General features: G+C 58.0%; 9 protein-coding genes, 1 tRNA gene and 1 pseudogene. 4 read left to right on the forward strand and 7 right to left on the reverse strand.

Going from position 1 to position 13,027, the window contains the following annotated elements:
* Window positions 1-46: 46 nt before the first annotated feature.
* A complete protein-coding gene (locus tag Poly21_RS24295; RefSeq protein WP_146409662.1) occupies window positions 47-394 on the forward strand; it encodes a P-II family nitrogen regulator in 348 nt (115 codons plus the stop codon).
* A gap of 94 nt (window positions 395-488) precedes the next feature.
* Window positions 489-561: transfer RNA gene (locus Poly21_RS24300), tRNA-Ala, on the forward strand.
* A 262-nt stretch (window positions 562-823) separates the two neighbouring features.
* On the opposite strand, the pseudogene Poly21_RS24305 reads toward Poly21_RS24300, so the two are convergent.
* The 7 genes and pseudogenes from Poly21_RS24305 to Poly21_RS24335 form a co-directional block, all read right to left on the reverse strand.
* Window positions 824-1,621 (reverse strand): annotated as a pseudogene (locus Poly21_RS24305) (tyrosine-type recombinase/integrase); the annotation flags it as partial.
* A gap of 200 nt (window positions 1,622-1,821) precedes the next feature.
* Window positions 1,822-2,898: a transposase gene (locus tag Poly21_RS24310; protein ID WP_146409663.1), complete on the reverse strand. Its 1,077-nt coding sequence runs from the start codon at window positions 2,896-2,898 to the stop codon at window positions 1,822-1,824.
* 225 nt (window positions 2,899-3,123) lie between these two features.
* Window positions 3,124-4,371: a glycosyltransferase gene (locus Poly21_RS24315; protein WP_146409664.1), complete on the reverse strand. Its 1,248-nt coding sequence runs from the start codon at window positions 4,369-4,371 to the stop codon at window positions 3,124-3,126.
* Window positions 4,368-6,179 carry a sigma 54-interacting transcriptional regulator gene (locus Poly21_RS24320; protein ID WP_146409665.1) on the reverse strand — a complete coding sequence of 604 codons (1,812 nt, stop codon included), beginning with the start codon at window positions 6,177-6,179 and terminating at the stop codon, window positions 4,368-4,370. Before Poly21_RS24320 ends, Poly21_RS24315 begins: the two co-directional genes overlap by 4 nt.
* The gene (locus Poly21_RS24325) at window positions 6,179-7,159 is read right to left on the reverse strand and encodes a hypothetical protein (protein ID WP_302120469.1); all 981 of its coding nucleotides are present in this window, start codon (window positions 7,157-7,159) and stop codon (window positions 6,179-6,181) included. Before Poly21_RS24325 ends, Poly21_RS24320 begins: the two co-directional genes overlap by 1 nt.
* A 62-nt stretch (window positions 7,160-7,221) precedes the next feature.
* Window positions 7,222-7,650, reverse strand: coding sequence for a chorismate mutase (aroH, locus tag Poly21_RS24330; protein ID WP_146409711.1), 429 nt, complete (start codon window positions 7,648-7,650; stop codon window positions 7,222-7,224).
* A 289-nt stretch (window positions 7,651-7,939) separates the two neighbouring features.
* Window positions 7,940-10,357 (reverse strand): protein kinase domain-containing protein, encoded by a 2,418-nt coding sequence (locus Poly21_RS24335; RefSeq protein WP_302120470.1) that lies wholly within the window; start codon window positions 10,355-10,357, stop codon window positions 7,940-7,942.
* Between the two features lie 394 nt (window positions 10,358-10,751).
* Between Poly21_RS24335 and Poly21_RS24340 the strand changes: the two genes are divergently transcribed.
* Together Poly21_RS24340 and Poly21_RS24345 are read left to right on the forward strand one after the other, a co-directional pair.
* Entirely contained in the window at window positions 10,752-11,504 is a 753-nt protein-coding gene (locus Poly21_RS24340; protein ID WP_302120472.1) for a hypothetical protein, read from the forward strand.
* 40 nt (window positions 11,505-11,544) lie between these two features.
* Window positions 11,545-12,975, forward strand: a complete 1,431-nt coding sequence (locus Poly21_RS24345) for an HD domain-containing protein (RefSeq protein WP_146409667.1) — start codon at window positions 11,545-11,547, stop codon at window positions 12,973-12,975.
* Window positions 12,976-13,027 lie beyond the last annotated feature (52 nt).

Here is a 13,027-nt window from a genome sequence, read left to right on the forward strand (position 1 = left end):
TTCCTATCCAGAGGCGGGACGTACGCAACAGGTTTTCTGACGAACGATGAAGCTCATCATTGCCATTATTCAGCCCTCGCGGCTTGACGCCGTCAAAGAGGCCCTGACCCGAGTCGAAGTCCATCGCTTGACTGTGGTAGATTGTCAGGGGTTTGGTCGTCAGCGAGGCCAGACCGGTGGCATGCGCGGCCGCGACTACGGCGTCAATTTGCTACGAAAAGTACAGCTGCAGATAGGAGTTAACGAAGAATTCGTGCAGCCAACAATCGATGCGATCCTGGCCGGCGGGCGCAGTAGCGAACAAGGTGAACTCGGCGACGGTAAGATTTTTGTACTCCCCATCGACGACTGCATTCGCATCCGCACTGGTGAGCGCGGCAGCGACGCGATTTGAGTAGTGCCATGACCCGCCCCCGTGGTAAAATCACGCATAATCAACCCGCTGGACCACCCGTCTAGCACCTATTAGAATATCCCGCTAGTCAATTGGGGTTGTAGCTCAGCTGGGAGAGCGCTGCGTTCGCAATGCAGAGGTCGAGAGTTCAAATCTCTTCAGCTCCACTACCGAATAGCCCGTAAAACCCTGCGTTTTGCGGGCTATTTCGCTATCTTGGCGCGAGTCCTGGCAGTTTGCCAATTCCGCCAAATCTGCCATGTTTTGACACTCTCTCCCAGATTTCGGGGGAACAGGAGGGGGAACGAACTCTTGGTTGCTGGGCTCGATGGCACCACGTGATGGATCTTCAACCGGCGGGGCAAGCGTGATCGTCGGCAGTAGTTCGACCGCCCCGGCTTTGTCAAGCAGCCCCTCGTCGGTGTACGTGTTCATTGTCAACGCAATGTCGCTGTGACGCATCACGGCTTGCGCCGTACGAGGGGCAACGCCAGCGGACGACAAGTGCGTGCCTGTCGAGTGCCGCAGTGCGTGGATATGAACCCGGCGGCCTAGGTCGTCTATCTTATCGATCCCGGCGGCTACCAGATCCCGGTTCAGGATCCGCAGCAGGCCCGTCGGCACGTTGAACACAAGATCATCAACGCTCTTGCCTTCAATCCACGCGGCAAGATCACACACCAAATCGCTCTTGAGCGGGACGCTACTGCCTTTGCGGTTCTTCTCATTGGCGCCCTGCAATCGAATGAACGGTACGTCTCCAAACGACACGTCACGAACCCGCAGCGTGCGTAGCTCGCGAGCCCGCAGACCCGTCAGCAGAGCCGTTTTGTAGATCAAGGCGCGTTCATGCCCCAACCGCAGCAGGTTCGCCCATCGACGCGGCCGCACGTTGGCACCTCGCTCGCCCTTCCGTGGTCCCGTGCGGATCGTCCGGGCTTCGTCCAGGGGACGGCGGCGGGCCACGTCAAACAACCGGCTCAGCTCCTCGTAGGTGATGGCTCGGGCTTCGCGGCGGCGGTCCTGCTTGACGTCCTTCAATCCGAAACCGTCAAATGGATTCGATGCAATCCGGCGCTCGCCTGTCATCGACGATTGCTTGCCGTCGAGTCGCTTGCCATACAACCACCAACCAAACGCCGTCCAGAGTGCCGCGTGCCAGTTGTAGGTACCAGCGGACATTTCAGCATCTTGCCGCAACCATTTCCGCAGCTTGCCAGCGTCCATAGCGAAAGGGGCCACCCTACTCTAGATTCCTTCGAGCGTTCTTTCAGCTGAAATTTGTAGCGCTGAGAGGCGAGGAACCGCCGGATCAAAGGCAAACCGGTTCCCCGCACGCAGGCAAATGGTGCAATTGCCGCAATGCAGCAACTGACCGCGCAGCGGATAACCTGAACCTGTCTTCGCGGCAGCATTCCGCGACGGCTTCAGACCGCTGAGAGGCCCAGCGGATTCCCGCTGGCGCACAGCCATCCCTGCCCGCGACGGCATGCTTCGCCCGCAAGGCTCTCCGGTGTGCCTGCCGCTCGTTTGAAGATCCGACCGAATTTCCGCACCACATCGCACCAGCCATGCGTGTCCAAGCCAATTCGCTGCAAGATCGGGGTCAGATGGGCTGGAATGCTGCCGATCTTATCAGCACGCAACTGGCGCCCCGTCCAATCGAGAAGTTCCAGATACCGCTCCATCGACACCGGAAGAAACCCCTTGCTGCTGGCCCGGCGTCCAGAGGACTCCATCGCAGGACCAACCTTGTCGGACTGTTCGTCAATCTCGACTGGGCTCATCCAACCACTGCGACGCCGAGCCCGACTCCGCTCCCAATCATGGGTGCTAGGCCGACGCCGATCCTGCCGCTCGCTCAAATCGTCAATCCGAGCCTTCGCTCCGGTGTAATCACTGGTCTCCGGAGTTTCCGCCAGCGCAGCACGAATCGGATTCAGATCAACGTACGCCGCGCACACCAGCAAACTGGATTCATCGAGCAAAATTTGCGCTCGGTATCTACCTTCCCAAAAGTGCCCGCGAACCTCGTCTTCAGCATTGCTCCTCCGCGCAATATTCTCAGCGGTGCACCGCATCCACCAGCTGATATCGGACAGTCGAGTGCGACGTTCCGACAACACTTCGGGTTGGTTGAGGATCATGTCCAGCTCCGGCTTCGTGGGCTCCGCAGGCGAACCGTCCTCGTTTCGCCGCCGGGGGAATAGTCGCAGCCAACGCCGGGCCACTTCATCGTCCGACCAAGCTGCCGCCACATCCGCCCGACTGCGTAGGACCAGATGAATGTGGTTGTGCATCACCGAAAAAGTCAAGCAATCGATCGCAAAGACCGAAGCCAGGAACTCCAGGCGATCACGAATCCAGCCACGCCGATGTTCGTACGAGGTCCCCGTCAACGGATCATCGCCGCAAAGAAACGCACGGCGCACGCACCGCTGAATGCAATGCACCACCTGCACTTCGGATGGATCGAGAACTTCACCACGAGCTTGACGAGGCATCGTACCGACTCCGCAAAGAGAAACAGCAAGGCCGCAAAACCCTCACGACCATTTCCATCGTACGCGTTGCCGAGGATTAGTCAAATTGAAGTGTGCCTGTCCCTATATGGCTATATGGGCGGGCGGTCTTGCCTGTCCCTATACGGGCGCCTGTCCCTATGTATGCTAAACGGGCGCTATATGGGCGCTATATGGGCGGATGGTGCGATCGGGTCTGGATCACTGCTATTTCATTAGGCTGTCGATCAGCATGGCCGCCTGCTCCGCCGCTGGAACATTGGTACCCGTCGACGGCGGCACAAAATGCTCACGTGCGAGTAGCTTGGTGAGCGTGGCGGGGAGGTCGCTATCTCGGCGAAGATATAATCCCAACTCGAAGCGTTCGACCCGCGCCGCATTATCGAATTGGTCGAAGGCCAGCGGGCGGATCATCTGGGGGACGCCGGCGTTGATGGCCCGGCTGGTCGTGCCGATCCCGCCGTGGTGAATAACGGCATGGCAGCGGGGTAACCACTGACCCAGCGGCACGTATCCGACGCTGCGCAGATTGGGATGCTGGACTCCGCCAGGGTTCGCAGGGCAACACCATACGACAGGAATTTGCCATGGCTGACAGAGCCTGGCAACCTCCAGCACAAAGTCCTGATCGCCGGGATGGGCCGATCCAGTCGTCACAAGCAAGGGACGATCGGTAGGAAGTTCCAATGCACTGACAGGCTCGATTCCATCGTCGAGCGGGAACCCAACGCACTGCAAGGACGCATTGTTGGAGGTACCCGCGGAGTAATGTTCAGCAATTTCAGGTGCAAACCACGCTGGATACAATCCGAGCAGCTGATCGGGCGACCGGCACCAGTCTTGCATCAACCGTCTACGAGGCGGCAGGCCCGCTCGAGCGTGTCGGGATTCGTTGATCACAGGACCGATCGCTCGATCGATCAGATAGCGATCGCCGAGCCAGTACGAAAGTCGATTTAAACGTGGCCAGCCCACTGGCATCGCGGCACGAAACCAACCGCAATCCGGCATTAACCGCGGAGGCATTTCCGGGTGCCGCATCATCGAGGGGGCAAGATGGATGCTCGACAGAGGACATGTGGGAACGGTTTCTCGAAATACCCGAGACGCAAAATCTAATGGATGGGCGACCAGCACGGTGCGGCCAGGCTCGGCCATCTCATCGAGGAACTTGAGATGCGGATAAAAGAACTGTTCTGCGACTTCGCCAAGCACACGGCGGGCACCGGAAATGGGACGCCAGAACTCCCTCTGAGATGCGACCGCGTGAAAAGCGTCACTATCGATCACCACATTGGCATGCATGCCAGCGTCGCGAACGACGTCTGCGTAGGGTTCAGCAACACTAACGTGGCACTCGTAGCCACGAGCAGCAAGGCTTCGGCCGATCGCAACGACCGGATTAACGTCGCCCCGTGAGCCTGGGGCTGACAGGATCGCTCGACGGGCGCTCACGCGCGTTCAATGTCGTATTCAGTGATTTTCCGATACGCGGTGGCGCGGCTGATGCCGAGCAGTTTGGCGGCTTCGGGCACCCCACCGCTGGAGCGGTTGAGTGCTTTTTCGATCAAACGTTTTTCCCATACATCAATTCGCAGCGTGTCGATGTTCGAGAGCCCCGCGTCACGCAGACCTAAGTCATCGTCAACAATCTCCGGTTCATCAGCCATCACGACGGCACTGTCGATCACATTGCGTAATTGACGAACATTGCCCGGCCATGCGTACGAGAGCAAGCGTTCGCGCGCCGTCGCCGAGAGCGTCAATTGCGGTCGACCGTGCTGTAATAAAAAGTGAACGAGGAAGTGATCGATCAAGATATTGATGTCTTCGTCACGATCCCGCAGTGGCGGAACGGGCAATTCGAATACACTCAGGCGGTAGAACAGGTCCTCTCGAAAACGGCCGTCACGAACAAACTCGGTCAAATCGCGATTGGTCGCGGCGATCACGCGCACGTCCACGCGAACCTGCTTGCTAGCACCGACCGGCAGAAAAGGATGGCCTTCTAGGATCCGCAGCAGTTTGGCTTGCCCTTCCATACTCATCTCACCGATTTCATCAAGAAACAGCGTTCCCTGATCGGCCTGTTCGAATAGACCAACATGGTCGCTGTCGGCGCCAGTGAATGATCCTCTTTTATGTCCGAACAGTTGGCTTTCGAGCAAATCACGGGGGATGGCCGCACAGTTCACTGTCAACATCGGGCGGTCATTGCGGTTGCCGGCCCGGTGGACTGCCCGTGCAACGAGTTCCTTGCCCGAGCCGCTTTCGCCACGAATCAGCACCGAGCCGCTGGCCCGTCCCACTCGTTCGATCCGCTCCTTTAGCTTACGCATGGGGGCGCTCTCACCGATCAACTCACCTTGGTCCGCATTGCGATTGGCGATGCGTTGATGCTCCACCCTCAAGTTCTCGGTGAGTGTTGACTGCGTCAGTCCCATCGCGAGCAGCCCCGCCGCGCCGAGCGCCAGGTCGATCAATGCATCACCGTAGGGTTCTGAGTTGCGATGAAAAATCAGCACTCCGAGCACCCGTTCGTCCGCTGTGATAGGAACCAGCAGACGCTGCATCGTCCCGCCATCGCTATCGGATGGGTCCGGGATTTCATTGAGGTAAACTTCGCCGCTCTTAGTGACGCGTCGCAATTGAGCGCGATCAAGTTTCACCGGAGGACTCTTCTTGGGGAATTGTCGGCGCATCTTCCAACGCCCGTCCCCGCCGTCGATCGCCAGCCCTGTCATTTCAGAGTACGTTCGCGCATGTAAAAGCTCGAGCGTGGTATCGATCACGTCATCCGGTTTCTGACCATGCAGGAGCGCCAGGCTGAGTTGATAGAGGTCGAGCAGATGCTGAGGCTGCTCGATCAAATCACCTGCTTCACGAACCACTTCGGCGTCGCGAGACTTCCAGCACTCGACGTCTTCGTAGACCGTCTGGGACAAGTCTTCACCGGAACCCGATTCATCGTCGCTGGAAATCAGCAACAATGCGGTCTTGCCAATCACAACTCGCGTCTGGTCAATCAAGCGCGCGTCGTCGACACGCTGTCCATTGACGAGGGTGCCATTACGGCTGTTAGTATCACGCAAGTGCCACGCATAATCCTCATAATAGACGACCGCATGGAACCGGCTGCTGTTGGGATCCGACAGCATGATGTCACAGCCGTTGGCGCGACCGATGTGCATCGGGCGATCGCGGTCGAGGGGATACTGCGTCCCCTTTTCTTGACCATTCTGAATGGCCAGATAGGCAGCCATCAGCGGGTTCCTGTGTGAGTGAATTCTGCGAGCCGAGCGGACAAATCTTTCAATGCGATCGGAAACGCATGCGAAGTGCGGCCAACATCGCACCACCAGCGTTGAAGTACGCTTGAAAGGTCGTCCGGGTTCCCCTCCCCGGCTCCGCCGAGTGTCCTGGGCAGTTGAGTCGCAACCGCATCCTCAAGGGTCCAACCCAAATCAATTGCCGTGGCAATTGGCAACGTCGGTGCGGCGATCATGCCGGCCTCGGACGCGCGGTCAAAAATGAGTGGGATGATGCCAAGGGACCAGGGCAATTCAGTGGGCGTCTTCAACTCGCCGAGATTCTTGACTTCACCCCCACTCAACGCATGCGTACGCGTGTGGGAATCGATGGCCATTTGGGTTAGCTGGTACACCAACCGCAACCATTCGGGAACCTCGGGTGAGATGTCGGTCAATACCGCTTCAATCCAAACCGAGCTTTGATAAGTGCTGCGGCCTGCCGCGCCCGTCTGCAGAGGCTGGACCGCATGCACGGTAACACGGTTTGGCCACCAATTCGTCGGCGGATCACCACTCCAGATCTGATTGCCAATCAAACGCAGTAAACCGGGCCCGTATGCTTCATAGGTTTGCTTCAAAGGAGCGTATCGCAACCGCAATTGATCGGCCAACCGCGGCTGGTCACCCGCCAGCAGGCGGCGACAACTATCGAGCGAACGATGAATCGCGGCGGCCGTCTGCTCCGACTGCAATTGAGAATGGCCTGAACGCAATAGCGCAATTTCGCACAACGCAGGGGTCAGCGGAGCGTCGCTGCCCGCCGAGACCAACTCATCGCTCAATTGCTCCCAAAATAGGTTCTCATCCACGGCGGTCGAGATCAAGCGGTCGGTCATTTGCTGCGATTCTTTCACAAACGCGCGACTCGCAACCGGATCCTTCAATGAGAACTTAGCTCGACCATGTCGTACAGGCGATGCAGGGTGATTCATCGCGGCGCAATGCTGCACCATCCGAACCAAACTTAGCGATGTCGAAGCGAGCCAGTGGAGTTTCAACAGTCGTCTCGCATGTGATTTTGAATCCACTCTTCGAGCTCTTCGAAGTCGACCGTTGGTACCTGGGTCAAATCTGGACGCAGCCGGACGGCGTCGCGAATGTAGATGTGATGAATCTCAGATTGCGATTTTACCGTATTCCAATGCAACAGAATGCGAATGCAGCGGGGCAGTGAACGTTCCACCGATACCTCGTAGCTGCACAACAAGGGAACTTCGAGCCACCCCAACTGGCGAGCTGCTAATGCGGGAAATTCGCTTTGCAAATCCTTCGTCACGGTAAAAATCGCGCTTGCGACATCTACGGTTTCAATCCCGTTGCGACGGATCATCAGTGCAAGCAACTGGGTTGTTGCTTTGAGAATTTCATCTCGATCATCCGTCGCGACTGTCGTCGCACCACGAACCCCCCGGCATACCGTCATCGTCAATGCAAATTGTTCAAGAATTGAAACTGGCTCACGGCTGGGACGTTTCACCAGCGGGGGTCAGAATACATACTATCTCAATTTGCGACTAGCCGTGTTTTCCCTTCGCGATGCTTTCGGGAAGTTTAGCAAACTTAGTTGAGAACGTGCTGTGCATGGGAGATGCCTCCCCCCTAACCGTTTGCATCGAGCAGGCGTTCGCAATGGGCGTGTGGATCCGCTTCATACGGCGGGCGTGACCGACGCCTCGGAATGATGCCGAGCGGGCGGGTCGACAACAGTAAACCTAAGCGACTGTCATTGTTTCACCGGGCTCGGCGGTCGAGTCTCGGTGCGCGGCATCCCTGGTGCTGTTCGCACCCAGGTCATCATCATCGTCATTGCTGCGGCGAACGGCCCACCACAGAACGACGGTGACCAGCAGGATCGCGGCGATAGCGGTTAAGCCTTCTCGAAACAAGGCTTTACGCAATTCGCCGACGGGACCAAGCACATCTGAGAGTCGGTACTGCACCAATACAAGCAGATCCGTTGGCCGTTTCTGACCTGGACTCGTGGCTGGATCCGGTCCTGGGCGCAACGCCTCACTCGGCCCCAGCGGAACGTCCACGTCGCTGGACGCCTGGCTGGGATCCTCAGGTAGCGTTACCGGTTGCATAGCGGCAAGCCATTCGCCGGCGTACGTCTTACCCCCGGGGGCTTGGGCCATGGGATCTCGATAATCGACATCACCACCCTCAAGCAATTGATCGACCAACTCCGAATCGACTTGAAATCGACTGTTTGACAGTGTTCTGCCTTCACGACGTTGCTGATCCATCAGAGGATGTTGTAGTACAGTGCCCCGCAGGGGCCCCTGCCGCGCCTCAACGAGCACCGCAACTTGGCTACCAGATCGTTGGCCAATCCATGTTTCGCTTCGGACAGAGTCGTTTTCACGCAAAAGTTCAAAATCACCGAGATTAATTGTGGCAACAAACACCGCGTCGACTTGATGCGGCGCCACATCGGGCTGCAAATGAATCGGCGTGCTGATCGCGACTTTCCACAGACCGGTCGAAGTACTCTGGAACGCGGACGATAGGTGCGTTGTTGGCAGCGGGTCGACTTCGTCCAGCGGCACTGTCTTGGGCAGGTCATCAAGCAGGCCATTGAAGTAGGTCCGGTAGGCGAAGTTTCGTCCCGCACTGTTTCGATCTCGCGAAACCGCCCCCCCGAACGCGCTGGCAAAAATGGTGCCCGAAGAATCAACGACAAATAGTGAGTCAATCAACTGTCGATGCACCGACTGACCGGCCTCGGAGGTATAAATTCGCAGACGTTCCTGAAGATAGTCATTGAGGATCAGTCGGATTGGATTGTCCAACAATCGATCCCGTTCATTGGTTTTGTCGAGCGCGGCGAGTGGTGTTGCCGATCTCCCAATCGCCGCCAACGCCGATTTCGCATCCGGATCGGCGAGCGTGTCGTTGACGAGCTCCTTAAATTTCTTACGAGTCGCTTCGCTTTCGGTGACGTGGAAATAGTGCTCGATCTCAGTTTCGAGCGTTTGCGCGGCGAAACGGGCGGCGAGTTGATTGCTGCCAAAAGCTTCGCGGCGAAGCGCGGTCGTTGCCGTTTCAGTGGCCCCGGTAATACCGCGGTAGGCGTACGCGCAGGTCGCAATGAGCAGCAGCAGCGGACCGGCAATCCCCAGTACCATGAGTGGACGTTGCTGCCGTTTTGCTTCACGTCGCTTCAGGTCATCAATGACCTGCTGCATATTGCTGTACCGCTGCTGGGGATCGACATGCAGGCACTTTTGTAAAATTCGCTTCAGTGCGCGGTCGACGTCGCGACGTGAAAGTGAGTCGACCGCCGGTGGCGCCGCAGAGATAGCCTCGCGATAGCGCGCGAGTCGTCCCGGCAGCGATCCCGCCGTATCAAGCTGAGAAAGCAGAGATTGATCGCGGTGGGGCGCGTTGCCCGATAGCATCCGGTACAGCAGCGCACCTGCAGCGTACACATCCCAGGCGCTATTCGGCGTGGAATTGAAATCGGCCTGCTCAGGTGCCATGTAGAACAGGGTACCCATCGCCGGGGTTTGGTCATGAGACATTCGACTCTGTCCAAAGTCCGCCAATCGAGGGTCATTGTCGTCGGCGATCAAGATATTCGCGGGTTTGACATCACAGTGCAGCACCCCCTTGCCATGACAATGGTTCAAGCCGACACAGATTTTCTGAAAGAGCGAAACCGCTTCGTTAAGAGGCAGTCGACCGCGCCGCAACAGTAGATCTTCGAGTGAGCCGCCTTCGACCAGCTCCATTACGTAGTACGGCGGGTCAGCGTCCCAGCCCACCTCCAAGACCTGCACGACATACCGATCACCCGAAAGCTGCACGAGATTCTTGACTTCACGTGAAAGCAGCGACCAATTCACCCCACCGCGATGCAGGTAGAATTTAACGGCAACACCGCGTCCCGTATTCAGGTTGCGACCAACCCAAACTTGCCCGAACGCGCCCGACCCGAGAAATCGCTCGACACGCACACCTGGCACCTCGGCCGGTGGCATCGTGGGCAACATGGAACGTCGCCGGGCAGCGGCTTGGTCCTGCATCCCCTGCGCTTCAGTAAGCTCGGGCTGCTGATCCTCGATATTGCGATCACGGGTGCCGTTGGCGCGGTCGTCGGGAGGCATCGGTAGGGAAGGATCAGACACCCTGATTTTCACTTGGGTTGGTGTGTGTCGGCATTTGAAGGACGATGCGAGCCCAAACAGGTATGTTGTTCAACGGCATGGCCAGCGCTGCCTGTTGGCCCTCAGTAAGGCGGCCGAAGACGCACTCGTTTCGACACGGTATCGCAAGCTCGCACATCCATTGTGTTGGTACGGAGACATGCTCATCATCGGATGCAAGTCGGGTCACACGCAACCCGGCAATGAGCAAACCCAGGTGAGCATGCGGAGGTGGCTATGCAGCATGGGGCCAACTCACTCGTGTCGGCACGGGTGGGTGAAACCATCGACCCGGCAGGTTAGAATGCCTCCGCCCCTCGACGTAGGGAGCACGCATTCCCAGTTCCTTGTCTAATCTTTTCGCCAGCGAGTCGCGATGTCGATTCAAGTCACCTGCCCGCATTGTTACAAACGATTTCAGGTCAGCGACAAATTCGCGGGCAAATCGGGGCCCTGCCCAGCATGCAAAAAATCGATCAAGGTCCCTGAGCTGACCGAACAGGTCGTCGTTCACGCACCAGTTGACGATTCGCCGAAAGACTCCAAGGGACGCAGCGTTCTCAAGCCGATTACGGCCGAAGACCCGGTACTCACCAACCGAATGTTGTTCATCGCGACGGGATGTGTCGTCGGGTTGTTCGCGATTGCGTTGGGATTTCGCATTTCCGGAGGCGTGCCGTTAGGGGCACAGATACTCGGCGCGATCTTGCTGGCGCCCCCCCTCACGCGGATCGGTTACACGTTCGTGCATGACCGAGAGTTAGCCCCCTACACCGGAGTTGAACTGAGAAATCGGGTACTCGTTTGCTCCGCATTGTTCGTGGCGACTTGGATCGTCTACGCGTTCATCCCTGGATATGTCTTTGAATTGGATGCTCCGCGGGAGATGTCGTGGACGATCGCCGCAGTTACATTCTGCGTGATGTTGGTACTGGGGACGTTTGCCTCGGTCGCTTGCTTTGAACTTGAGTTCCCTAACGGCCTGGCCCATGCGGGTTTTTACTATTCGATCGTCATTATCTTAGCGTTGGTCGCTGGTGTGACGCTTGCCGGTGTAGAACCAACCGGCGGTCGTCGTGTCATTCCGGATTCGGCTGTCGAGATGCCGGCCCAACCCGCGGCCCGTTGATGCCGATCCGAAAGTGCCGCATAGAAGGCGTAACCGCGTGATGACGACCATTCCAGAGATTGCAGCGCTGCGCCGCGGCGCTTCTCGACTGCGCATTCCGCCATCGATCGATGTCCCAATGACCGAGCGGGTCCGGCGACTCGTCGATGCTCCGCCAATGCGCCGACTCGCGTCGATCAGCCAACTCGGCTTAGTATCGCTGGTCTATCCTGGGGCGACGCACAGCCGCCTGGAACATTCACTTGGGGTGTACGCAAATTCGCTGCGTCTGCTCGACCAGTTCAGCTCGCTAGACGCCCCGTTTGCTGCCAGTGCCCAGGAAGCATTTGTGGTCGCCGCGCTGGTCCATGATGCCGGTCACTGGCCGTTCTGCCACCCGATTGAAGATATGGGAGACTCTCTTCGCCGGCGCTCCGGCCAGGGACGCCAAGGCATATTGAAACACGAAGATCGAGTCGCAGCGATCCTCTGTCACTCTGAAATCGCCGACTGTTTGCAACGAGACTGGAGTTGCAATGCTGATGACGTGATGTCGATCCTCCGCCCTCAAACGCATGCCAAGCGACCGCATTGTCAGCTATCCGGTAGCGATGTCGCATTTCTGGCAAGTTGTCTGAGCGGTCCGATCGACATCGACAAGCTCGATTATTTGCAGCGTGACAGCTTGCACTCGGGGGTGCCATACGGTCGCAACTTCGATCCTGATCGAATCATCTCGGCATTGTGTATTCATCCGAATCAGCCTCGCCTGGCCATTAGTGAGAAGGGACGCACCGCGGCGGAGATGATGGTGTTCGGCCGCTACGTGATGTTCAGCGAGGTGTACTGGCACCATACGGTTCGAGCCGCCACGGCGATGCTCCAGCGAGCCCTGTTCGCATTCCAGAACGAAACGACAGCCAGCCGCACGCAACTCGACTTTGATCTCGCCTCATGGTGCGACCTGTCGGATGCGGACTGGATCGCATCGCTGCGCAGCGCAGCAGCGCATGGCAGCGACACTCCGGTGCAGAAATTGGTGGACGGTCTATTTGGGGCTTCACGCGTGCTGCTCAAGCGCGCTGCGGAATTCAATGTTGAATCGGGCGGACGGGTGCACGCGACGCTGGCTCGCCGTCCCTACTGGTGGTTGGTTGAGTGCTCGCGAGCTCTGGCGAGAATACTTAGTTTCGAGGTTGGAACCGACATCGATCCAACGCTGGTTCTGATCGATGCACCTCCGGTCAAGTTAGAAGTCGACATCAACATTGACGTCATCACCCGCACCGGGGACGTGATGCCGCTGGGCGACGTTTCTCCCGTCGCTTCGGTTCTCGCCAATCGTCAATTCGACAACCATGTCAAACGGGTCCGTGTCTTCGTGCCCGCCGATGTCCGCGAAGCACTCCTACATTCGCACAGCAACTTGAATCGCAAGATGCAAGAATGGTTAGTGCAGGCAGCCGAGCAGACACAGGACACAGTTGTCTGAGAGGCGTACCTTGTACCTGCAGGGCGTCCCTAACAGCCTGTTGGGCTGGTGC

Origin of the sequence: Allorhodopirellula heiligendammensis (assembly GCF_007860105.1) — a bacterium.
Taxonomy (GTDB): domain Bacteria; phylum Planctomycetota; class Planctomycetia; order Pirellulales; family Pirellulaceae; genus Rhodopirellula; species Rhodopirellula heiligendammensis.